Annotated in this window: 21 protein-coding genes; 10 read left to right on the top strand and 11 right to left on the bottom strand. The window is 70.5% G+C overall.

The annotated features are described in order from the left end of the window. Positions 1–311 precede the first annotated feature (311 nt). A complete protein-coding gene (locus tag ABZX75_RS20595; protein WP_355412441.1) occupies positions 312–1,091 on the top strand; it encodes a hypothetical protein in 780 nt (259 codons plus the stop codon). Between the two features lie 132 nt (positions 1,092–1,223). Here the strand turns inward: ABZX75_RS20595 and ABZX75_RS20590 are convergent, their stop codons facing one another. After that, positions 1,224–1,796, bottom strand: coding sequence for a barstar family protein (locus tag ABZX75_RS20590; RefSeq protein ID WP_355412439.1), 573 nt, complete (start codon positions 1,794–1,796; stop codon positions 1,224–1,226). Positions 1,797–1,948: 152 nt separating this feature from the next. Here ABZX75_RS20590 and ABZX75_RS20585 point away from each other — a divergent pair, with 152 nt between their 5' ends. Beyond that, positions 1,949–2,704 carry a transposase family protein gene (locus ABZX75_RS20585; RefSeq protein WP_355412437.1) on the top strand — a complete coding sequence of 252 codons (756 nt, stop codon included), beginning with the start codon at positions 1,949–1,951 and terminating at the stop codon, positions 2,702–2,704. Here the strand turns inward: ABZX75_RS20585 and ABZX75_RS20580 are convergent. The 3 genes from ABZX75_RS20580 to ABZX75_RS20570 all read right to left on the bottom strand — a co-directional run bounded on the left by ABZX75_RS20580 (position 2,686) and on the right by ABZX75_RS20570 (position 7,610). Next, complete coding sequence (locus tag ABZX75_RS20580) at positions 2,686–3,294, bottom strand: hypothetical protein (protein WP_355412435.1); 609 nt, start codon at positions 3,292–3,294, stop codon at positions 2,686–2,688. The two genes, ABZX75_RS20585 and ABZX75_RS20580, sit on opposite strands and share 19 nt — an antisense overlap. A gap of 1,341 nt (positions 3,295–4,635) precedes the next feature. Further along, positions 4,636–6,120 carry an insulinase family protein gene (locus tag ABZX75_RS20575; RefSeq protein WP_355412433.1) on the bottom strand — a complete coding sequence of 495 codons (1,485 nt, stop codon included), beginning with the start codon at positions 6,118–6,120 and terminating at the stop codon, positions 4,636–4,638. 554 nt (positions 6,121–6,674) lie between these two features. After that, positions 6,675–7,610, bottom strand: a complete 936-nt coding sequence (locus tag ABZX75_RS20570; protein WP_355412431.1) for an ATP-binding protein — start codon at positions 7,608–7,610, stop codon at positions 6,675–6,677. Positions 7,611–7,795: 185 nt separating this feature from the next. Between ABZX75_RS20570 and ABZX75_RS20565 the strand changes: the two genes are divergently transcribed. Next, positions 7,796–8,668 (top strand): helix-turn-helix transcriptional regulator, encoded by an 873-nt coding sequence (locus tag ABZX75_RS20565; protein ID WP_355412429.1) that lies wholly within the window; start codon positions 7,796–7,798, stop codon positions 8,666–8,668. Then, positions 8,665–8,868, top strand: coding sequence for a DUF397 domain-containing protein (locus tag ABZX75_RS20560; RefSeq protein ID WP_355412426.1), 204 nt, complete (start codon positions 8,665–8,667; stop codon positions 8,866–8,868). The genes ABZX75_RS20565 and ABZX75_RS20560 overlap by 4 nt, the downstream gene beginning before the upstream one ends. A gap of 4 nt (positions 8,869–8,872) precedes the next feature. On the opposite strand, the gene ABZX75_RS20555 is transcribed toward ABZX75_RS20560, so the two are convergent. Beyond that, positions 8,873–11,332, bottom strand: a complete 2,460-nt coding sequence (locus tag ABZX75_RS20555) for a helicase-associated domain-containing protein (RefSeq protein ID WP_355412424.1) — start codon at positions 11,330–11,332, stop codon at positions 8,873–8,875. A 251-nt stretch (positions 11,333–11,583) separates the two neighbouring features. Here ABZX75_RS20555 and ABZX75_RS20550 point away from each other — a divergent pair, with 251 nt between their 5' ends. The 4 genes from ABZX75_RS20550 (at position 11,584) to ABZX75_RS20535 (ending at position 15,123) form a co-directional block, all read left to right on the top strand. Further along, positions 11,584–12,567 carry an XdhC family protein gene (locus ABZX75_RS20550; RefSeq protein WP_355412422.1) on the top strand — a complete coding sequence of 328 codons (984 nt, stop codon included), beginning with the start codon at positions 11,584–11,586 and terminating at the stop codon, positions 12,565–12,567. A gap of 157 nt (positions 12,568–12,724) precedes the next feature. Next, complete coding sequence (locus ABZX75_RS20545) at positions 12,725–13,894, top strand: DUF6745 domain-containing protein (RefSeq protein WP_355412420.1); 1,170 nt, start codon at positions 12,725–12,727, stop codon at positions 13,892–13,894. A 14-nt stretch (positions 13,895–13,908) separates the two neighbouring features. Next, on the top strand, positions 13,909–14,451 hold the full coding sequence (locus tag ABZX75_RS20540; protein WP_355412418.1) for a hypothetical protein: 543 nt from the start codon (positions 13,909–13,911) through the stop codon (positions 14,449–14,451). Positions 14,452–14,745: 294 nt separating this feature from the next. Further along, on the top strand, positions 14,746–15,123 hold the full coding sequence (locus ABZX75_RS20535) for a DUF6479 family protein (protein WP_355412416.1): 378 nt from the start codon (positions 14,746–14,748) through the stop codon (positions 15,121–15,123). A gap of 146 nt (positions 15,124–15,269) precedes the next feature. Here the strand turns inward: ABZX75_RS20535 and ABZX75_RS20530 are convergent, their stop codons facing one another. Both ABZX75_RS20530 and ligD read right to left on the bottom strand, forming a co-directional pair. Further along, positions 15,270–16,166: an ATP-dependent DNA ligase gene (locus tag ABZX75_RS20530; RefSeq protein ID WP_355412474.1), complete on the bottom strand. Its 897-nt coding sequence runs from the start codon at positions 16,164–16,166 to the stop codon at positions 15,270–15,272. Further along, complete coding sequence (gene ligD, locus ABZX75_RS20525) at positions 16,166–17,071, bottom strand: non-homologous end-joining DNA ligase (RefSeq protein WP_355412414.1); 906 nt, start codon at positions 17,069–17,071, stop codon at positions 16,166–16,168. The genes ABZX75_RS20530 and ligD overlap by 1 nt, the downstream gene beginning before the upstream one ends. A gap of 31 nt (positions 17,072–17,102) precedes the next feature. Between ligD and ABZX75_RS20520 the strand changes: the two genes are divergently transcribed. Beyond that, the gene (locus ABZX75_RS20520) at positions 17,103–18,305 is read left to right on the top strand and encodes a Ku protein (protein WP_355412412.1); all 1,203 of its coding nucleotides are present in this window, start codon (positions 17,103–17,105) and stop codon (positions 18,303–18,305) included. 339 nt (positions 18,306–18,644) lie between these two features. On the opposite strand, the gene ABZX75_RS20515 is transcribed toward ABZX75_RS20520, so the two are convergent. Continuing rightward, the gene (locus tag ABZX75_RS20515; RefSeq protein ID WP_355412410.1) at positions 18,645–19,484 is read right to left on the bottom strand and encodes a nuclease-related domain-containing protein; all 840 of its coding nucleotides are present in this window, start codon (positions 19,482–19,484) and stop codon (positions 18,645–18,647) included. 198 nt (positions 19,485–19,682) lie between these two features. Here ABZX75_RS20515 and ABZX75_RS20510 point away from each other — a divergent pair, with 198 nt between their 5' ends. Then, a complete protein-coding gene (locus ABZX75_RS20510; protein ID WP_355412408.1) occupies positions 19,683–20,354 on the top strand; it encodes a hypothetical protein in 672 nt (223 codons plus the stop codon). Positions 20,355–20,443: 89 nt separating this feature from the next. Here ABZX75_RS20510 and ABZX75_RS20505 read toward each other — a convergent pair whose 3' ends face one another. The 3 genes from ABZX75_RS20505 to ABZX75_RS20495 are packed head-to-tail and all read right to left on the bottom strand — an operon-like array spanning position 20,444 to position 22,413. After that, positions 20,444–20,716, bottom strand: a complete 273-nt coding sequence (locus ABZX75_RS20505) for a hypothetical protein (RefSeq protein WP_355412406.1) — start codon at positions 20,714–20,716, stop codon at positions 20,444–20,446. 10 nt (positions 20,717–20,726) lie between these two features. Continuing rightward, positions 20,727–21,440: a helix-turn-helix domain-containing protein gene (locus tag ABZX75_RS20500; RefSeq protein WP_355412404.1), complete on the bottom strand. Its 714-nt coding sequence runs from the start codon at positions 21,438–21,440 to the stop codon at positions 20,727–20,729. Between the two features lie 43 nt (positions 21,441–21,483). Continuing rightward, positions 21,484–22,413 carry a diiron oxygenase gene (locus ABZX75_RS20495; protein ID WP_355412402.1) on the bottom strand — a complete coding sequence of 310 codons (930 nt, stop codon included), beginning with the start codon at positions 22,411–22,413 and terminating at the stop codon, positions 21,484–21,486. Between the last annotated feature and the right edge of the window lie 111 nt (positions 22,414–22,524).

Genomic DNA, 22,524 nt, shown 5'->3' with positions numbered 1-22,524 from the left:
ACTCAATCTTTTGGACTGATAGCGCCGAATTTCATCTGACGCCTCTCAACATCCATGGAGATTTCGAAAGATTCCTGGAAGACAAGCCCATCGCGAACGAGGGTGAATCATCCGTCACTTACCTCGTGGGGCAGCCATCCAACACAACCGCGGCCTACCTGTTGTGTTGGATTGCCCAACGCCAGGAGTTCTCCAGAAGTAGGCGATGGATCATGCTACGCAATCGCACGCGTAACATTCGGTCACGCCTAGCTGATGACAGCGACCCCGCCGAAAGGTCCCTTCTCTCAATGGCATCTACAGTGTTGAGAGTGACCACCCTGCAGATCAGAGCAAATAACACAAGGAGTGACTTCGAGTCACTGGCTCACGCATTCCTCTTCCAGGCCGCATACAACCTGGACACATCTGCACGGATCGGTCTCGACCCACACCTAAGCACACCACGGATCCAAAAAGTCAGGCGAGCTCAAGAATCCACATTCGACGCACCTCGCCAGTCCTACGACGCCGATCTCGTCAGCCACTACCTGATGGGAGTGGCTGCCGAAATGCCCCTTCTCGAATACCTGTCCTACTACCATATCGCCGAACACTATTTCGATAAGGTGTTTAATGCCGACCTAGTAGATCAGGTGAGAGTAAGCATTACAGATCCGAGTTTCTCAGTACGCCGATCAAAAGACATCGAAAAAATCATCAAAACCATCGACCGGGCTCATCGTCAGGTGCGAGAAGATGGGGTCAACGAACAGCGCGCCTTGGAGCTCGTATTGGAGAAGTTCGTGGACGTTGACCGTCTGATTTCGGACCTAAATGCCTGGGATGGCAACATAGTGCAGTACTACAAGACTTACGGGGTCCCCTTCGCCGGCGCGAGCAAGTTGGATTTGCAGCCATCGGACGGGGGAGAAGTTAAGAAGGCGATCGCTAGGCGCATCTATAAGGTGAGAAACGCTTTGGTGCACGCAAAAGAAGGATCGCTTCCCAAGTATGCCCCCTTCGCCCACGACGTCGAACTAGCACAAGAGATTCCATTGATGCGATTCGCGGCGGAACAAATCATCATCAAGAATGGGACAAGCCTTTAATGGGCGTTACGCTATCACTGAGCCTTTTCCAACCTCCTGGTTGGGTCGGTGGGCGGCGTGCACGCAGACAGGCCGGCGGCCCAGGTGCTGGGCTGGTCCGAGGAGGCAAACCGGGTACCGTACGGCCCGGAGTCAGGAGACCTTCGGGCGCCCGGCCGCCTCGGGTCGCCAGACATCGAGGTCCAGGGCCACCGTGAGGAAGTCACCCTCCACACGGACGACGACGTCGGGATCCTTGATCCCCACGGCGAACTCCTCGGCGCGGACCTCGTCGAGCAGGAAGACGAAGTGCTCGATCACCACGGGCTGATTCCTGAGGTCGCCGTCCGGATCCACCGCGGTGTTCGCACGGTCTGCTGCGAGGCAGAGCACCATCGTGAATATGTTGAGGTGATCCGCCCCAAGTAGCACATCGGCCCCGTGGATGACCATGACGATCCCCACCCCACCGGTGGCGTGATCATGAAGATCATCAAGACAGTCGACCAGGGCATCCCAGTTCCGGCCGAAATAGTCGGGAAATCCGATCGCTCGGGCGAAAGCATCGCAAGTACTTACCTGGTCCTTCAGGTCGCGGGCCTGTAGCTCGTACACCCGACCACCCGCAGCCCTCAGAGCCGCCGTCTGCTCTTTGAATTCAACCGCGTCGCGAGGCCCGAAGATGACCCAGGGTGTCTCCGGCTTGGCCACATCGAACGAGGTCACATCTGTCCCTTCCTGGCGAATTCGCCGACAGACCACCCCTTGCAACCTGACAGCGACGTCCGCCTGTTCGGGGTCAAGGGCTGTACGTAGCGTGGAAGCTCCTGGTAGACGGGTTCTCGACCAAGATCACCCGTGTCCGCCAGGAGCTTCGCGTGCTTGTCTATCCGTCCTCGATCGATCTGTCCAGCCGCAGCCTGCAGCACCTGACGGAGCGGCTCGCTGTTCGGCAACGGGAGATCGGTACGCGGTGGCGACGACTGCCCGCCGGCCGTCAGGCCCTGCTCGCCCTGGCCCACCTCCGGTGCGGCGACACCTATGCCCAGCTTGCCGCCGGGTTCGGAATCGGCATCGCAACCGTCTACCGGTACATACGCGAGGCCATCGAAGTCTTGGCCTCTCGCGCACCGACCCTGGCGGAGGCGATGGAAACGGCCCGGGCGAAGGCGTTCGTGATCATGGACGGCACCCTGCTGCCGATCGACAGGATCGCCGCCGACGCCCCCTACTACTCGGGCAAACACAAACGGCATGGCATGAACGTGCAGGTCCTCACCGACCCGTTCGGCCGCCTACTCTGGGCATCCCCGGCCCTGCCCGGAGCCACCCACGACCTGACGGCCGCCCGCAGTCACGGGATCGTCGACGTGCTCGCCGCCGCGGGACTGAAATGCTGGGCGGACAAGGCCTACCAAGGCGCCGGCCGCCACATCCGAGTCCCCTTCCGAGGCCGCCGACTCAAGCGATGGAAGCGACGACACAACAGCAGCCACGCCAAGATCCGCTGCGTCGGCGAGCAGGCCATGGCCGCCCTGAAAGGCTGGCGTCTACTGCGAAAGCTCCGCTGCAGCACCAACCGGATCACCGACATCGTGAAGGCCGTCCTCGTCCTTCACAACGCCACAGCATGAGGTTGGAAAAGGCTCACTGTCGGCCGTCGGCCCAAGCTGGTGAGCGTGAGTTCGTCAGGGTGCTCAACGGTCCAGAGGTTGTCACGCACCAGGGCCCAGAACGGGTAGCGGGCAGCATCCGCACCATCGTCAACCTGCGCGTAGGTCTCCAATAGAGGCGCAACTGCATCGCGCACCGTCGACCAGGGTTGAAGTCGAGGAGCCCCCGATATGACCTGTCCGAGTGACCACAGGAGCAGCACCGGACGGTGGAGGGCGGCACCTGACCGACTGCGCCCCGGGCGCACATCGCCTACTCGCCGTCGAAACGACTTGGGCGGCTCGCCGACCGTGAAGCCCTCTCGTCGGAGCCACGCCACTGCATGCTTGTCGCCGCCACTGAACTCCGAAGGTTTCAGGGCAGTCCCGAAGTCAAACTTGTGCGCCACGCCCACTATGGCCTTGGAGTCGTACTGGCGGCCCTCATGCGTGAGGACGTAGGTGGCGGCGGCCCGATAGCGGTAGGTGTCTCGGAACAGGTCCACCCCCAGCCGGTCATGCTCTCCAATCGCCTGCAGGATGCCCGCTCGGGTGATCTCAGAAGGAGCCATGGCGACACCGTAGAGGACACCACTGACACCGACGTTCTCGTCAGGCAGAGCGTTCAACGCACAGGGAACCAGGGGCCCGGGAAGGCACCTGGAGCGCTCCGCGCACGGTATGCGATAGAGATCAACCCGGCCGGGAGCTGCAAACCGGGAAGTGCCAGTTCAGCGCACACTTGCAAGCTGTCTGCGGCATGCCCTCCGGAGCCGTGTGCGCAGGTTCGAATCCTGCCGGGGGCACTTACTGTGTAAGTGTCACAAGACCCCGCCAGCAGCCGAAACGCTGAGGACGGGGTCTTCGCGTATGCGCAGCCAACTGCCGTGCTGTGCAGCCGTATGACAGCCTCTGCGGCCTATTCGCGGCCTGGATCCTGCCAGAACCTCGCAGGTCAGCCCGGCAACGCGAAGGCCCCCCGGGATTTCCCCAGGGGCCTTGGACCGCGGCTGCTCGACTCTCTGGCGTGCCAGCAACGCCACCCAGGCCGCCGTCCCCAGAGCCGCAACAACCCTCAGCCAGGGCGCGGTGCCGCTACTCGCTGCTGTCCATCCACAGAACAGGATGCTCAGGCACATCCAACCCGGGCCATCGAAGAACTCGCCCTGGGGTTTCGCAACATTCCCCTCCCTCCTTCTGCCCTCGCACGCTTCCGACAGGCCGTTCCAGGCCCTGCTCAGGATCCGTCCCATATGCCAAGGCATTGCCGGGTGCCGGAAAGCGGTCGCGCAGGCCGTCTGCCGTGCCCGGTGCCGTCCGGCGGTGCACCCTCTGGCACCGCGGATGGGGGCTGTGCGCCGCGCTGCTGGGCATCCCGATGCTCCTGTTCGGCGCCGCGGGGCTGGCCACCGTACCCGGACTGATCGAGGATGAGAAGGCGTTCCGCGCCGCGCCCCCGTGCACCGACCTGTCCTCTCCCCACGACGACTGCCTGCGCCCGTTCGACGCCACCGTGACCCGTAGGGTGATCAAGCAGCACAGCAAGTCGTCGGAGTACACGCTGTATCTGAAAGGCCCGACGCAGGTGCCACACAGCATCGACATGGGCGGCTCGGGGCCGCTGCTGCAACGCCTGAGGCCCGGTGACGGCGTGACGGTCACCGTGTGGCGGGACTACGCGACCGAAGTGCGGCAGGGGAAGGTCTCCCAGGAGACCTCCGACACACCGGAAGGGGAGCCGGTGTGGGTGTGCGCGCTCGCCCTGGCGTTCCTCTCCGGCGGCGCGTACGGCCTGTACACGGGGGGCTCAGCCCTGTGCCGGGCCCGGTACTACGCCCGGAGGGGCCTGCCCACCACACTCGTGACGCGGGGCAAAGAGGCGGCCGGAGCGGCCAGCGTCCAGAAGACAGCGGTCAGTCCTCCCGGCCGGGAAGGAGGCCGGACGTCTCGTAGCGCAGCGCCTCCGGTACGGCGGCGTCGATGGCGGCGACGGCCGGCCCGATCTTCGCCCACAGCTCCGGTACCACCGGGATGAAACAGCCGCGGGAGCCGAACACCACGCGGCCCGTGCCCCGTGTCTCGACGCCCACGACCTCGTCGAAGGGCACATGGTGCACGTCGTCGTCCGCGTCGCGGCACCACAGTCCGGAGGGGCCGACTCCGAGCCGCGCCGCGCGGGCGGCGGAGGAGACGGTCCGCTTGAACAGCGAGGGCTTGAACACCCGCACGTCCGACGGGAAGACACGCGTGGTGGAGCAGATGTCCTGGGTGAGAGGGGTGCCGTCGAGCTGCCGCAGCTCCACCTCCGCATCGCACGGGACGACGAGCAGGGCGGTGGCAAGCGCCGTGGTGAACGCCTGCCCTGCCTGTTCCGGAGTGACCTTCGCCAGGGCGTCCAGCCGTGTCTGCGCGTCCTGGTAGTCGAGTGCGAGCAGCAGGCACGCGGCCGCTTCGCCGAGTTCGGAGGGCACCGACCGCTGGTCGAGCCAGACCTCGCGGAACGCGGCCTGCTCCTCCGCGAGTTCCTCCTCGGTGACTCCGGCGCTCGCCATCCGCAGGGCCTCCTGCCACAGCAGCTCGGCCACGCGCTGTTCCTGGCCCTCCCGGGCGTCCAGACACAGGGTGTACTCGCCCTGTCCCGCCCCCGTGTGGACGCGGGTGCCGCCCACCTCGTACGACAGGCCCTCTTGGTGCCGTGCCCGCTGCCGGAGCCGTTCCTGGAGCACGGCGTGGGCCAGTATGAGCGCGGGGTCGTCGAGATCGCCGTGGAAGGCAAGACCGGGACCGGGTACCTCGGCCTGGAACCAGGCCGGTCCCCGCTTGGCCACCGGCTGCGCCCTGCCACGGTCGGGCCGTGGACCGCGCGGCAGCGGAAGACGCAGGCCTGCCGGCGGCGGGCCCGTCAGCACCAGGACGGCGTTGTCCGCGTGGAAGTAGCGGGCGGCGACGTCGCGGACGGCTTCGGCGGGGATGCGGTCGGGGCCCGGTCCGTCCCACGAAGCCAGTCCGGCGCCGACCGTGCCGTACCGGAAGGACAGCAGTTCCGCGCTGGTCGGGTCGGTGACGCCGCCGCCCTCGGCGGCGAGCACACCGGCCTCGCGTTCCATCCGCTCCAGGGGCAGCTCGGACAGGGCCTCGCAGACCCGGGTGAGGAACTCCGCAACCTGCGCTGCGCTCCCCGAAGCGGTGAAGTCCGTGAGGGAGAGCGTGACCGACGCATTGTGCTCGTGGTGGAGCCGCGGCAGCGTACTCATGGTCAGGTGCTCGACCAGATGAGTCACTCCCAGATGCCTGAACGTCTCGTCGCTCACCCCGCACCCGAATACGAGGGCGGCTTCGAGAGGGCCGGGAGCCTGCGCCCACAGAACAGGCACGTCATCAATCACGTCATGCTGCATGGCGGGATCATACGTTCGGCACGCGCTATGGCCGACGCTCCCCTCCTCCTGGCGCCCACCTGCGCTGATCCGGGGCTGTCCGCGCTGCCCGGGTACCAGAAGTCGGCTGCCCCGTCGCTGGCAGGTCACTGCGAGCGTTGCCTCCACAGAGGTCCTGTCGCGGCGAAGGTTGTCCGGTACTTCGACGAGGCCAGACAGAAAAGAACGTGTGCTTCCGCCAGGGTGTACGTCATCCTCGGCCTTGTGCCAGCCCGTAACCGTCGTCTGCCGCGTCATCTGTCGTGGCCGCTCACCCCGATGGACATCCGCGCTGCCCTCGGTGAGGAAGAGATGGATTCCGCCGACCTCAGCTTCGACGGACGCCCCTGGGGCGGTGGGACCCTCCTGCATGCCGAGTGGATCCCGCCGGTCTCCTCCAATGCCAGGACCCGCCCCATACGCCCAGGCGCTTGAGCCGGCACTGGCGATGCCGCTCGGATAGGGCCGTGAGGCCGAAAACGAGTCCCATGACCAACCCCGACAGCACCGGGAAGAGGGGATCGCCGGGCTCCTCATTACGAATGAGTGCCAAACAGAACAATGTGAAGGAAACAGCGGCAAGCGACCTGGTGCCGATCGCATGCTGAGCCACCCATATCTGTGTCCGAGTCGGAAGGCGCAGGCCACTCCAGGCACCATTCCAGGCCCAGAAGCCGTCCTGCGGCGATTACTCCCACTTCGTCATGGCCGCAGGGAACGGCAGCCGCTAGAAGGCGCGTGGCGCGACGGTCAGGTCCGGGATCGCGTAATCGTCCGGATCGTTGGGCATCGGGATGGACACGATCTCGTACGCCTCGTACGCGGCGGCAACTCGGCACGCGCACCGCGCGTTTCACCTTACGGCAGCCCTCGTACGGACAGCGGTTCCGCAGCGGGCAGGTGGAGGGGCGGCCCTTCGTCCAGGCCGAGGACGATCGACAGGGCGCCAGTGGTGTGGCGCGCCGTCCGTACGTTGCGGACTTCGCGCCAGGCGCCCCAGACACGGATGTTTGGCCGGGGCGGACCGTGATCGCCGCGACCTGCCTCGTTGAGGGGGTGGGGAGGAGGTCCGGGGCCTTCAGCTCCGACCAGACTGTCTTGCCGATGCCGCCCGCGCGGGGGCTGACGCCCCAGCGGTGGCTGAGGGCGTCCACGAGCTGTAGCCCCCGGCCGTGCTCGGCGTCCGGTTCGGGATGCCTTAGCTCCGGCCGGCCGGAACCCGCGTCGCTCACCTCCAGGCGGAGCAGTCCGTCGGTTGATGAGTGCGCGATGCGGATACCGACCTGGCGGTCGCTGGGCGCCGGTGCGTGCAGGGCGTTCGTCACCAGCTCGGAGAGGACGAGTTCGGCGGTGTGCAGGAGGTCGTCCCCCGCACCCCAGTCCCCGAGTACGGCGTGCAGTGCGGCTCGGGCCCGTGGCGCACTGCGGGGGCGGCGGGACAGCCGGAACGCGGCTTCGTTCAGTGTGGTCACAGCAGCCCCTTGGGGGTCGACGGCTAGCGATCAAGTCACGGCGTATGCGGTCGGGTTGGCCCCGTCCCGACGAGCGTGCCGCGCCGAGTATGGTCCGTGCAATATTGAATGCAGCAGAATCGCTAGATTCACTCGTACGGGCAATGTGTGGGCCGCAAGCACGGTGCTCTGGTAGGGAGTTATCCATGCCGAACGTGAAGCCATCCACCGTGCTCGGTCGCCAGCTCGGCGACGAACTCCGACGCCTGCGCGAGGCAGCGGGTCTCACCACCGCCGCAGCGGCGAAGGCCCTCGACTGCACCGGCGGCAAGATCAGCCGGATCGAGAACGGCCACGTGCCGGTCCGGACACCGGATCTCGTCGCGCTCATGGACGCGTACAGCGTGGCTGACACTGAGACCCGGGATCGACTGGGAGCCCTGGCCCAGAGGGCGAATCGCCGGCGCCGTCAAGGCTGGTGGCATCAGTACGGCTCTGTGCTCGCTGAGACCTACCGGGACTACATCGAAATGGAAGACATCTGCGACAGCATCAGGACCTTCCAGGTCCAGCTGGTGCCGGGTCTCCTCCAGACTGCGGAGTACGGACGAGCCGTCACCGTGGCCTCACGCGCCTGGCACAGCGCCGAGGAGGTCGAGCAGTTCGTTCAGGTGCGGCTGGCCCGACAGGAGCGACTCACCGGTGAGAGGCAACTGGAACTCTGGGCTGTCCTCGCCGAGGGGGTGCTCCGCCAGCAGGTAGGCGGACCGGACGTGATGCGTGACCAGCTGGAACACCTGGCAGACATGGCCGAGCAGCCCAACATCACTGTCCAGGTGCTGCCGTTCTCACGCGGGGCGCACTCAGGTATGTTCGGCCCGTACCTGCTGATGAGCTTTCCGCGGATCGCGGCGCAGAACCTGGTGCTGACGGAGACCCCGACGGGCAACATCTGGATGGAACAGGAGTCCGAAGTCGCCCGTTACCGGGAGCTCTTCGACGACGCTCGTACGTCCGCGTTGCCGCCCCCGGAATCGCTCGGGCTGATTCGCCGCATCGCCAAGGAGCACAGACCATGAACCAGGCCCACTCCCCCACGCCCGACCTGACCGGAGCGTCATGGCGCGTCAGCAGCTACAGCGGCGGGCAGGGCGAGTGCGTCGAGGTTGCCCACGGCGTACCCGGGGTCGTGCCCGTTCGGGACAGCAAGCGGCCCGGCGGGCCCGTGGTCGGGTTTGGGACGGGCGCCTGGCAGGCGTTCATCACCTACGTACGCTGACCAGTCAGGTCCCGCCCAGGAGTTGGGCCGCCAGGGCGCGGGAGCTGGAGGGGGATCCCGATCCGGGCTGGCGGTGGGCCTGGTCCAGGGTGGGGAGGAGGCTGCGGGCGCGTTCCGTGGGGGCGCGGTCGAGGACCGTGGTGCCGGTGGCGGCCTCCTGCGTGGGGGCGTAGCCGGCGGTACGGAGAGCGGACAGGGTCTCCTCCGGCGGGGCCGTGGAGATCAGGACCGTGGGGGCAATGCGGCGTAGGCCCAGCTTCGTCAGGCCTCGGGCCTGGGCGACCTCGGCAATCAGGCCTGTGTCGTCCGAGCGGATGCAGCAGGCCGAGCGGACCACGCGCAGCTGCCCGTGCGTGCGGGCCGTGTCCTTGATCGTGTAGATGAGGGGCTGCGGGAGCTCTCCTTCATTGGCTGCTGTCAGGCGGTCGAGGAGCTCGTCCGCGCTCCAGCCCGCGTCCAGGGCGCGCCGCAGGGAGGTGGCACTGATCCGCCAGACCACGGCGTGGCCTTCGGATTCGATGTCGCCGACCGCCGAGAGGAGTTCGGCCAGCGCCGGGGCGGGGGCTCCGGTGACCGTCGCCGTCAGGTCCGCCTGGAAACGGGCCGTGGTGCTGGGCGCGGGGAGCATGGCATACAGGGTGGTGCGGAGCCCCGCGACCGCCCCCGCCAGCGCCGGGCGGGCGGTCAGGTCCTCGCCCAGGGAGTCGGCGCCGAGGGCCGTGGGGTCGGCGCCCGCGCCGGGTACGGCGGGGTAGTGGTGGGCCGCGCCCGCCTCCAGCAGGGCGCTGACCGCGTGTCCGGCCGTGGTGAGGGCGCCGTGGGCCACAAGGCCGAGCAGTTGGGCCTCTTCCAGGGTGGTTCGGAGGCGGCCCGTGAGTTCGTCGTCGCCCAGGAGGAGCCCCGTACCGTCGCTCGCGAGGAGGGCGCGCAGTAGCGGCTGGTACCAGGCCGCCCGCTCCAGCAGTTCGGTGTACGAGTCCGTGGTGCCTGACAGGCCGTGGCCCGGTGGCAGGGCGGCGAGCGCGCGCAGTGCTCCGCGGCGCAACGGTACGGCGTACTCGTCCTGCGGGCTGATCAGTGCCACCGGGGTCTCCGCCTCGTCCGGCCAGTGGGTGAGGACCTCCGGTACGACCGCCCAGGCCGCCAGCAGGGGCAGGAGCTTGCCTGCGGCCGGGGCCACGGACCACCGGTCGTAGCGGTCGCTCGGGAGCAGCCGGGCCGAGGACTTGGGTGTGGTCGGGCGTCCACGGCGGCCGCGCGGGTCGGGTTCGTCGGCCTGCGGGGCGGCCAAGCCGGCGTTGACCGCGAGGTCCAGCCACAGGCGGGTGTCCGCCTCGCTCGCGCCGGCCGCCTTGGCCAGGCGCCGGGTCTCGCGTACGGCGATGCCGCCCGCCTTGCGTACCGTGACCGGCTGCGTCGCGAGTGCTCTCAGGACCAGCTCCGCACGCCAGGCCGCGGCTCCGGCGGCGGCGCTCCCCTGACCCTCCCAGCCACGCGGCAGGGGAACGGTGTGGGTGAGGGGATCGAGCTCCAGGCGGGGGCAGGGCAAGCCGCGGCCGTCGCGCAGAGCGCGGGCCACCTCGTACGGCATCTCGGCGAGGTCCGGCCCGGCAGGGAGGAGCAGGGCGCGCGCGGCGAGCCAGTCGGTGCCCTCGTCGCCGCTGCCGCCGTCCCGGAAGGTGTACTTGGCGTCGGGGCCGGCGTACTCGCCGTACCGGGTGCCGAAGCAGTGGGTGCGGATGAGCGGCGGGCCGGAAACGAGGTGGTCCAGCAGTTCGGCCGCCCGGGGCGGGGCCTGGTCCACCAGGGCTCGGACCTGAGCTGGGTCTGTAAGGAGGGCCACGATGCGGGCCTGGGCCTCGGGGCGGGTGGTGCGCGCCGCGCTCTCGCCGAAGAGAACGGTGGCGATCCGCTTGACCTCGGGGGCGTTGTACGCGGTGGACAGCAGCCGGTCCGCCGGGCGGCCGTAGCCGTCGAGACCCGCCGCCTGGACGTGCAGGAGCGGCGGGAGCGCCAACTGGCCCCGGGGGGCGGGGAGGAGCAGTGCGCGGGCGCGCAGCCGGTCGAGTACGGCGGCTGCCTGATCGCGCGGGCCGCCGGCGGCGAACCAGGCCAGTACGTCCTTCTCGGTCACCAGCCGCTCCGACGGCTCTACGGGCGCGGTCCGCGGCGGCGCGGGGCGCCAGGCGTACGAGGGGCGGGGCGCGGTCTCGGCGGCGACGGGGCCGTGCCGTTCGAGGGCGAGTGCCGCGACCGAGGCCAGTAGCTCCATCTCCCCGGCGGTCCCGGCGGTCAGTCCGCGTGCCACCGACTCGTCCGTGAGCAGATGCTCGGCCAGCTGACGGGAGGTGGTGATGCGGGTGTAGCCGGCCGCGAGGGGGAGGTCACGTTCCTCCAGGAGGGCCGCCAGCTGGTGTTCGGGCAGTTGGCTGAGCCACTTCTCCAGGGCGTTGCGCGAGTTCACCCGCCCAGCGTAGTGGCGCTTGCTCGACTGCCGGGGAGGAGCGGGACGTACAGGACCCGGGAGGGGCGGCGTCAAGGGTGGGGAGGGGGGAACGCGGTTCCGGTGGGTCCGTACGAGGGGGGTGGGGTGGGTCTGTGGGTTTTGGGGGGTGGGGAGGCGGGTGGGGCGTGCGTAGGGTGGTTGGTGAGGCCGCATTGTGCGCTTGACCTGGTGCTTTGCGGGGAGAACTCGTACGGGATGGGGCGGCGCGGATGCGTGAGCTGGTGGAGACGGCGCAGCGGTGGGTGGCCGAGGGGCGGGCGGCGTATCTGGCCCGGCCCGTGACCGAGCAGGGGTTCGGGCCGCGGGATCCGGCCGGCGCCGTGCTCCTGGATGCGCGGGGTGAGTGCGTCGGGGCCCTGTACCGCGGGGTGTTCGACGCCGAGCTGGTCGCCGAGGCCGGGGCCATGGCCGCCGGGGACACGGCGCGGGTGTGCGAGGTGTCGGTGCGCGGGGCCGAGGCCGTGGCGGCGAAGCTGACGTGCGGCGGGCAGGCGGAGGTGCTGATCCAGCCGCTCGCGTTCATTCCGGCGTCGTGGTGGGAGCTGCTCGCCCAGGGTGTCGGGGTGGCGCTGGTGACCCGGCTGAACGACGCTGCCGACCAGGCGGTGAGTGAGGTCGTACGGGCGACCGACGCCCCGCGCGACGACGCCGAGCGCCGGGCCGGCGAGCTGCTGGGCACCCGGCGGCCCGGGCGGGACGCGCTGTACGGGGAGTCCGGGCTGGTGCTCGTCGAGGCGTATCCGTCGGCCCCCTACGTGGTCATCGGCGGCAGCGGTGAGCTGGCGGAGATCATCGAGCGGCAGGCCCGTCTCCTGGGCTGGGAGGCCGTCGCCCTGGAGAGCGGGGAGGACGCCGAGAAGGTGATCCGGGGCCGGCGGGACGCGGCGTGCCTCGTCATGCTGAGCCATGAACCCGCGTTCGACGTGCCCACGCTGCAGGTCGCTCTGGCCGAGGGGATCCCGTACGTCGGTGCGCTGGGCTCACGGAAGACGACCGCGCGGCGGCGCGACGGTCTGATCGCCGCCGGGGTGAGCGAGGCGGAACTGGCCCGGGTGCACGGCCCGATCGGCCTGGACATCGGCGCCCGGACCCCGGCGGAGACGGCGCTGGCGATCTGCGCGGAGATCATCGCGGTGCTCGGCGGGCGTGAGGCCGGGGCGCTGCGCGACTCCGACGGTCCTCTGCGGGGATAGGCCGGATAGGCCGGATAGGCCCTGTCGGGGAAGCCGCCCCCGAAACAAATGCGTTGCCCCGGGGCCGGGTTGGTGTCACGATCGCCCGCATGATGATCCTGAGTGATGGAAAGGCGGGCTCCGCCGGGCGCCTGTGAGCGGCCGTGAGTTCGAGCGCGTGCGCGAAGCGTGCGCGATGCGGGATGAGTGGCTGGCGTACGGGCTGAGTGCCCGGCCGGCTGAGCGGGCGGATGCCGAGGATGCGGTCGGGGAGATCTACCGGCTGCTCGGAGAGGCTCCGCCGCGGTTCGAGTGGGTGGCCTCGCCCACGGCCGCGATGGACCTCGTACGAGGGGAACTCGGTTTCCGCAGTCGCGGGTTGAGCCATGCCGAGCAGCTGCCGAAGCGCGCGTTGTGGCTGCTGCCCGAGCGGCTCGCCTGTCTGGAGTCCGATCTGCGGGCGCAGTTGGGTGAGGCCGTGGGTGATCCCTGGTCGCCGCCGTGGTCGTCTCGCGCGCCGTTGGCGCCCGGGGTGTCGGTCGAGGAGGCGCTGGCCTCCGGGGTGCCGGTCCTGCGGGTGGTGCGGGCCGCCGTGGGCGATGCGCTGAAGGTCTCCGTCTCCGACGCCGTCAGGGCCGCCGTACGCGGTTCCGTGGGTACCGCGCCCGGGCTGATGACCTGGTACGGGCAGCACGCCGCGCACTGGGTCGGCTACTACGACACCTGTGCGCGGGTCGGGCTGGCCCGGTACGCGCCGAAGGACGCACACGCGCTCGGCCTGTGGGCGCGGCTCGCGCGGGCCACCGGTTGGTGGTGGGCCGCCCCGGGGCTGTGCGTGATGGCCGAGCGGCCCGACGCCGTGCACGCGGAGCCCGCTCCGGCGGCGGTGCACGGGGAGATCCGGTTGCACCGGGACGACGGGCCCGCGGTCCGCTTCCCGGACGGCAGCGGCGCGCACGTGCTGCACGGAGCCGTGGTGCCGGAGTGGGTGATCACCGGGCCGACCGTCGAGCGCATCCACGCGGAGCCCAATATCGAGGTCCGGCGCAGCGCCATCGAGCGCATCGGGTGGGACGCCTACGTCGGCCAGGCCGGGCTGAAACTCGTCGGGACGGCCGATGATCCCGGCAATCCGGGGTTTCGCCTCGCCCTGTACGACGTACCAGCGGGGGTCTGGGGACGGCCCGGGCGGCTGCTCCTGACCGTCAACGGTTCCGTGGAGCCGGACGGACGGCGGCGCCGCTACGGCCTCGGGGTCCCGGCCCACATCGATGATCCGCTCGATGCGGCCGGCTGGTCGTACGGCGTGAGCGGAGAACAGTACGCACGGCTCGTGCGCAGGACATGACAGTCCAGGGAGACATGGAAGACGACATGGAAGGGGTGAGGGGTGTGGTGAGGGGTGTGGTGACGCTCGGGGAGCTGACCCAGCGGACGGGACTCGATGTCCTGGAGCATCTCGCACGCGAGATGGCGGTTCCGGTGGTGGACGGGATGCAGGCGCAGGGCGACCTGCTGGTCGTGCCCATGGGCATGCTGCGGCACGTGCGGCCGCGCGAGGACGGGCACGGCCGGGACGGGTACGGCCGGGTGGTGTGGCGGGACGTGCCCGCCGAGGGGATCGAACTGCTGCGCAGTTCGGCGGGCGGGAACCCGCACACGTTGGTCGCCGATCCCGGGCAGTGCCGCTGGGTTCAGGACGTCAGCGACCCGACCGGGCTGGCGATCGGGATGCTGGAGGCCTCCGCGATCGCGTACCTGATCCACCCGGAGCACGGTGCGACCGGCATCGCGCCCGGGCGGTACGTGGTGCGCAGGCAGCGCGAGCGGGCGCTGGGGGCAGCGCCCGGACCGCTGCGGTCGCGGCTGTTCCGGGGGGCGGGGAATCAGTTCGTCTGCGACTGATCCGTCCGCGACTCATCCGTCCGCGTGATCCGCCTCGTGGTTGGACCTGGCCCTCGCGATCCGCCTCGTGCCGGGACTTCGGGCTCGGCCCTCGCGATCCGCCGCAGGGATGCGGCCCGGCGAGGGGCGGCGGGAGGCGAGCTGGTCCCTCGGCGGGCGGGTCGGAGCCGACCGCCCGGGGCACGCTCCCTGTGAACGACCGGGCCGCGAGTTCCGTGGGCCGCGTACCCCGCTCGGCGGTATTCACTCCATCCAAGAGTGCGCATACCGCATGAAGTGGGGGAAACTGGCTGTATGGACACGTCCTGGGACATGGGATTCGCGATCGTCGGGCTGGCTGTGGTCGGCTTCCTGCTCGGTATGTTCTGGCTGGGCAAGCGGGTCCGGGCCAAGGAACCCGCACCGCCCTCTCCGGAGAGCCAGCCGCACCTGCCGGACGGCGGCCCGGTCTACGAGCTCCGTGAGGAGCGGGACCCCGTGGAGATCCCCGAGGGCGGCCTGCGCCCGCACGAGATGCAGGGCTTCGGGAACTTCGGCTCCACCACCTCCACCCATCCGGACGACGTCCGGAAGGAGCGCGAGTCCGGCTACGAGCATCCGGGTCCGGATGCGACGTACCCGCGGCCGCAGCCCGGGGGTCCCCCGGATGCGGGGCGTGGCGCGCACAGCTGACGCCGTCGACACGCCGCCGCAGGGCCTGCGGCACCCGCACCGCCCTGACGACCTACGTTTCTGACCCGCGCCTCCCGCGCGGGTCAGAGGTCTGCCGGAGGTCTGGCCAGGTCGGCCAGGGCCGTCAGAGATACGTCAGAGATATGTCAGAGGTCCGTCCGCAGCCTGAGCACCTCCGGCGGCGGGTGCCGCGCCGAGGTGTGCCGGACCTCCGCCGTCAGCGGCGGGTCGAGCGGCCGGTACGGCACCTCGCCGAGCCCGATCGCGCTGACGGTGGTGGTGGGCGTGGCGGTGGCCGGAGCCGCCGCCGTACGGGAGGCCACCGCCGCCGCTACCTCCGCCCGCAGGGCCGAGGTCAGCGGGCTCGACACCAGCGGCGTCTCGTCGCCGACCGGCAGCACGAGCACCAGCGCCGACGGGCGCCGCGCGGGCCCGGTGTACCCGACCACCGCGGCGTCCCGTACGTCCGTGTGCCGCAGCTTCTGCCAGGCGCGCCGCCCCGCCGGATACGCCTGGTCCAGCCGTTTCACGACCAGGCCCTCGATACCGCTGGCCGGCAGCGTTTCGTACCACGTCGCGGCCAGTTCCGGGTCGGTGGTCATCGGCACCGGCTGGAGCGGGGGCCCGAGCGGCAGGAGGAGGTCGACCAGGAGCGCACGACGGCGCTCGTACGGACGGCCCCGCACGTCCAGGCCGCCCAATTCCAGCACGTCGAACGCGGCGTACGAGGCCGGCAGGCTCCGCGCCAGTACGGCGGCCCGTGCGGCCGTGGCCGCCGCCCGCCGCTGCACCAGCGCGAAGTCCGTACGGCCCTGGTGCCAGACCACGACCTCGCCGTCGAGGACCGTCCCGGCGGGCAACTGCCGCGCGGCCGCGGTCAGGTCGGGGAACGCGCTGGTCACGATCCGGCCGGAGCGTGCCTGGAGCACCACCTCGGTCTCCGTGCGCAGCACCACGATCCGGTGGCCGTCGAACTTCGGCTCGTACGCGAGCCCCGCGCCGCGCGGGAGGGTGCGTACGGAGGCGGCCAGCGCGACGCGGATCACGGCCGGGCTCCTCGCCCCTTGGGGAGTTTCCCGGCGCGGTTGAGGTTGATCAGCGGGGCGAAGAGGTCCCCGTCGCGGTCCAGCCGCGGCGCGATGTCGTCGGCGAGGAAGACCAGGTCGGCGGGGGTTCGGCAGGCCTCGACCTCCTCCCAGGAGACGGGCGCGGAGACGGTCGGCCGGGCGCGGGCGCGCAGCGTGTAGGGGGCGGCGGTGGTCTTGGCGGCGGCGTTCTGGCTGTGGTCGACGAAGACCTTGCCGGGCCGCAGGGCCTTGGCCATGCGGTGCACGACGAGGCCGGAGAGCTCGCGCTCGGCCTCCTGCGCGAGGACCTTCGCGTACGCCGACACCTGGTCGGAGGGGGTCGGCTCCAGCGGCACCGACACGTGCAGGCCCTTGGAGCCGGAGGTCTTGGGGTAGGCGTGCAGGCCGTCGGCGGCGAGCCGCTCGCGCAGCCAGAGCGCGGCCGCGCAGCACTCGACGACGGTGGCGGGCGGGCCGGGGTCGAGGTCGAGGATCAGCCGGTCGGCGACGGCCGGTGCGTCGCAGGGCCACTGGGGGGTGTGGAACTCCACGACGAGGTTGGCTGACCACATCAGGGTGGCCAGGTCCGCGACGACCACCTGGCGGGCGGATAGGTCCTCGGAGCGGGGCACCGGGGTGGTCTTCACCCAGTCGGGGGTGCCGGGCGGCGGATTCTTGGTGAAGAAGAGCTGGCCGTCCGGACCGTCGGGATAGCGCAGGAAGGACACCGGGCGGTTGTGGATGTGGGCGAGGAGGGAGCCCGCGACGGTGGCGTAGTAGTGCAGCACCTCGCCCTTGGTGAAGCCGGTCTCCGGGTACAGCACCTTGTCGAGGTTGCTGAGCGCGATGCGACGGCCCTCCACCAATGTGATCGGCGTCATACGATGAGGTTGCCACGAAACAGGAGGAACCGTGCGATCCATCTGGAATGGGGCGATCTCCTTCGGCTTGGTCAGCATTCCGATCAAGCTCGTGAACGCCACCGAGAGCCACTCGATCTCCTTCCGCCAGATCCACCTCACCGACGGCGGACGGGTCCGTTACCGCAAGGTGTGTGAACTGGACGGCGAGGAGCTGTCGACGGCGGAGATCGGCAAGGGGTACGAGGAGGCCGACGGGTCGATCATCCCGATCACGGATGAGGACCTGGCGAAGCTGCCGCTCGCGACCGCGAAGACGATCGAGATCATGTCGTTCGTACCGGCGGACCAGATCGATCCGCTGCAGATGGACGCGGCGTACTACCTCGCAGCGAACGGGGCGACGGCGGCGAAGCCGTACACGCTGCTACGGGAAGCCCTGAAGCGGAGCCAAAGGGTCGCGATCGCGAAGTACGCGCTGCGGGGGCGGGAACGGCTCGGCATGCTGCGGGTCGTCGACGACGTGATCGCCATGCACGGGCTGCTGTGGCCGGATGAGATCCGGGCGCCCGAGGGCGTGGCACCGGAGAGCTCGGTATCGGTGCGCGAGGCCGAACTCGACCTGGCGGACGCCCTGATGGCGACGCTGGGCGAGGTCGAGATGGAGTCGCTGCACGACGACTACCGGGAGGCCGTGGAGGCGATGATCGCGGCCAAGGCGGAGGGGGCGTTCGAGCCGACGGAACCGGCGGCGGAACCGGCCGGGGGGCAGGTCATCGACCTGATGGCGGCACTGGAGAAGAGCGTGCGGGCGGCCAAGGCCTCCCGGGGGGAGGGGGGTCCGGATGCGGAGGCTGAGGCGGGGGCGGGAACGGCGGCGGGGGCGGATGCGGAGGCCGGTGCGGACGCCGAGGTGACTCCGATTCGGCGGAAGGCGGCGGGTGGGGGCAGGGCGGCGGCTGCGGCCGCGCCGAAGACGGTGGGCGGGAAGAAGTCGACGGCGGCTTCGGCGAAGAAGACCGCGTCGACGGCGGCGAAGACGAAGAGTACGGCGGCGGCGCGTGGGTCGGCGAAGACGGAAGCGAATGCGGCCAAGACGGCGAAGTCGGGCAAGGCCGCGCAGGGCTCACGGGGCGGGCAGGGCACGCAGGGCTCGAAGTCGGCGGCTTCGAAGTCGACTTCGGCGGGTGCGAAGAAGACGGCTTCGGCCGCGAAGAAGACTGCGGCGTCGCCGCGGAAGCGGACCTCCGCCTGACCCCGCCGGGGGCGGGTGGGGTGGGGCCTGCGGCGCTGTTCCCCACCCCGCCCCTTCCCGATTCCCGGGGCTACGCCCCGGACCCCGGTCCGCTGCGCGGGAGCTGCTGGGGGCTCCGCCCCCGGACCTCCGCGCCTCAAACGCCGGCGGGGCTGAGGATGGCTCCGCCTCAGCGGCGCGGGGGGCATGGCGGGGGCGCGACACAGGGGGCCGGGGTGGGGCCGCGACGCACGGGGCGGGGGCGGGGCCCGCCATGCACGACGAGGTGGGGAGCGCTAGGAAGGGGCCACGGCGGGGCCGGGCGGGGCACGGGGACGGGCACGGGGACGGGGGCGGGGGTTAAACGGTGGTCGGGGTGAGGGGGGTTCCGGCGGGGGTGGGGGGTGGGGTCCAGGTGCGGGTGTCGCGGGCCAGGGTGAACAGGGCCTCTACGTCAGCCGGGTTGAGCTTCGCGGAGGACCGGGAGAAGTCGGAGGCGGTCGTGGGGGGCTGGAGGATGTGGAGGTCGCGGAGGGTGGGGGCCACGTCGATGCGGGAGGCGTCGGCCAGTGCCAGGGCCGGGGTGACGCGGGCCGCCAGGGCGAGGGACGCGCGGGCCGCGGCGCGGCGGGCCCAGCGGGGGTCCGGGCGGGGGTGGGCGCGGCCGACCGTGAGCAGGAGGTCGCCGACGGTCACGCGCTGGCGGCGGCCCGGAACCGTACGGACGCAGAAGACCCCGGCGGGGCCGATGAGCAGGTGGTCGATGCGGCCCAGGCCCGGGAGGGGGACGCAGTGCAAGGTCCGCCAGCCGTCCCCTTCGAGGGCGTCGAAGGCGTCGCCCACCCGCTGCTGGGCCGCCAGGTCCTGACGCAGGCGGTGGCGCGACCGCGCGCCCGCCGAGCCGTGCTCCAGCTCACCCCACAGGGCCTCGCCAGGGCGGTTCGGGGCCAGGTCGGCGTCCGGGGGCAGGGCGAGGCGCATCAGGTCGACCGCGGTCGGGACCGGGGGCGGGCCGATCGAGACGGTCCCGGTGAGGTAGGGGCGTAAGACCGTCAGGACCGCCTCACGGTGGTCGTCCACGAGAACGCTGACGCGGTTCGTCTGCCGGTCGTACCAGGCCACCGCCCGCCCGTCGGGCAGGTGGACATACAGCCGGCCGCGGCCGGGCCGCCCGCTCGGCTCCACTTTGAGTCCACGCATCACCTCACCCCCGCCGTCCATGGGATCAGCCGGGGCGCCGCGCGGCAATCCCCCGGTTGTGTAACGACTCCGACGGGACCCTGCAGCCTCGCTGTTACAAGAACAGCGCCCTACCGCAATGGCCGGCGCCTACGTTGGTCCCACCTGGATGCGTGGGATGCGCCAGGTCCACCGACCAGCAGCACCGAAGGACTCGCCGTGAGCACCGCCAGTCGCCGCCGCACTCTCGTTCGCGCCGCCGCCGTGACCGCGTGCGCCGGAACCCTGCTGGCCCTGCCCACCGCCGCCGCCCTCGCCGAGGGGGTGCCGGCCGCCTCGTCCGCGCACTCGGCGGGCCCGCAGCGGACGCTCGTCAAGAGCCTCTCCCTCGCGGACGGCGTCTCCACGGCCAAGGTCTACCGCATCGCCGAGAACGCCCACCAGGCCGACATCCTGACCGCCGACGGCCGCAAGGCGGCCACCCTGACCAGCCGTGACGGCGTCACCGTCTTCGGATCCGCCGGCGATCTGCACGCGGCACTGCGGTCGGACGGGCGGCTGACGTCCTGGCTGGGTGACGCTCCCGCGCAGGGCGGCGGCCACACCGTCGAAGGTGACGGGTACAAGACCGGCACGCGGAGCGGGCACCTCGTCCCCGCCTCCGTTCCGCGTACGAGTACCGGTGCGCGTACGGACACGGGTACCGGCAGCGGCAGCGGCGTCGGCAGCGGTTCCGTGGCCACCGGGCCCGCCGACGCGCTGCGCCTGAACACGCCGGCCGACGGGCCGGGCGAGGGCGTGGTGCTGCTCGCCGCGGGCGGCGGTATCGCGGCGCTCGGCGCCGCCGGGCTCGGCTTCGCGATGCTGCGCCGCGGGCGTACGGACAGCTGACACCTCGACACGCAAACGGGGAGAACGGGCGCGGGAGAACGGGTGCGGGGCGGCGTCCCTCTCGGCGGGAGGTACCGCGGGCGACGGCGTCAGGCGCGGCGTGGGGGTTTCGACCACGGCCAGCGGAGCTTCGGCTTTTCCGCCGACGGGGCGTAGGTGTACTTCCAGCCCCTCTGGAGCCCCAGGCGCTTGGTGTAGCCCGACGGGACGCGTTCGTAGAGGAGCACCGTCGGGGGGCCGCCGTCGGGCGCCGGCACGGGGATCTCGTACCACTTCGGGGGGTGGCCGGTCAGGCCGAGGAGGACCGGGAGGACCCGGCCGTCCATCGGGCCGCCCTCGAACGGGGTCGGTTGGCTTCTCACTCCACCAGTGTCACAGCAGGTGGGCCGCCTCGGAGACCACCGGGATCACGCGGCGGGCCAGCACCCCGACCGGGCCGTCCGCCGATTCCAGGGCGAGCGCCGCACGCGCGGCGGCCGCCGTCTGCGCGTCCGTGGCTGCCGTCACGGCGAGGAGGGCGATGAACTGGTCCACCAGCCAGTCCCGGAGTTCGTCCACGCCCGGCTGTTTGCCCTCGTCGATCCAGATGAGGGAGGCCCCCTCGACCGCCGTGATCCACGTCCGGACCATCATGCGCAGGCGCGGGCCGGGCGCGGGGACGCCCAGGTGGAAGAGGATCTGCTGCGCGGCGGCCCGGCGGATGCCGTCCACGGTCGCCGTCGTGCGGGAGGTCTCCACGACGCTGCCGCCCTGGAGGAGGGCCGCGAAGCCGGCGTCGTGTTCGTCGACGAAGGCGAGGTAGCGGTCCAGGGCCCGGGAGAGCCGCCTGGTGAGGGGGCCTTCCTGGGGTTCCGCGAAGCAGAGTTCGAGGACGTCCGCCGCGGAACGCAGGGCCGCCTCGTAGAGCTGTTGCTTACCGCCGGGGAAGTATCGGTAGACGAGCGGGCGCGAGACCCCGGCGGCCTCCGCGACGTCGTCCAGGGAGACCTCCTCCGGCGCCCGGTGCGCGAACAGCGAGAGGGCGGCGTCGAGGAGTTGGGCTCGCCGCTCCTCGACGCTCAGCCTGCGGTAGGCGCGTACGGTCATGCCCGCAGGGTAGCTCCACGGCGGTGGGGCCGTTCCGTTCGGCTCAGGCCAGGAGGCCGGAGCTCTTCCACAGCTTGCGGCCGACCCCGCGCAGGATGCCGATGTCGTCGAGGAAGTCGGTGAGCCGCTTGGCTCCCGTCTGCATGACCTCGCGCCGGTGGCCGCTCGCCTTGACCTGGGCGAGCGCTTCGCGCCGGTCGAGGCCGATGTTGCCGTAGACCTGCGGGTTGACGAAGGCGAGCGAGAAGACGCGGGCTGCCTCACCGCAGCTGATGCGGGTGAGTTCCTGCTCCCAGCGCGGGGCGGTGAGCATCTGGCGGCGCAGTTCCTCGCGGGCGTACCGGACGTGCCGGGCCTCCTCTATGACGTGGATCCGCGTGACTCCGCGGACCAGCGGCTGGACCCGCTCGTCCGGGAAGGTGAGGCGCTGCATCCAGTCGAGGATCTCCTCGCCGAGGAGGGTGCAGGCGAAGGAGCCGGGGGTGGTGGAGACGGTCTTCAGGACCCGCGCGAGGTTGTGGTTGAGGCGGGAGACGGGGTACGCGGGTGCGCCGCCCTTTTGGATCATGCGGGCGAACATCATGGAGTGGCGGCACTCGTCGGCGATCTCGGTGAGGGCGTAGCGGACGTGGTTGCTGGTCAGGGACTTGTCGTAGATGTGCCGGACCAGCAGTTGCATGAGGATGATCTCGAACCAGATGCCGAGGGAGGCGAGCGCCGCCGCCTCGTGGCGGGAGAGGTCGATGCGCTGCTCCTCGCCCATCTTCTTCCACAGCGGGGTGTCGTAGAGGGAGAGCAGCTCGGGCGGCCAGTAGTACTTGCCCTCGATCAGCGGGGCGTCCCAGTCGAGTTCCTTGTCGGGGTCGAAGGAGTGCTTGGCCGAGGATTCGAGCAGCCTCTCGGCGATCTGCTCGCGGTCCTTGAGCGGGCCGAGGGCGTCCCTGGGCACTGCTCGATCGGTCACGGTCGTCATGACTTCGGACACCTCGCTCGTTGCGTTACCGGCGGTCACTGCTTATGAGACTGCTTGTCAGCAAGGCCGTCAATCCCCCGGGCACGACTTGTTGACCGGCCGTCTATCAAC

This window comes from Streptomyces sp. NPDC003038, from assembly GCF_040611115.1.
Classification (GTDB): Bacteria; Actinomycetota; Actinomycetes; order Streptomycetales; family Streptomycetaceae; genus Streptomyces.
The sequence above is the reverse complement of the archived record's forward strand: the minus strand, read 5'-3'. Positions and strand labels throughout refer to the sequence as shown.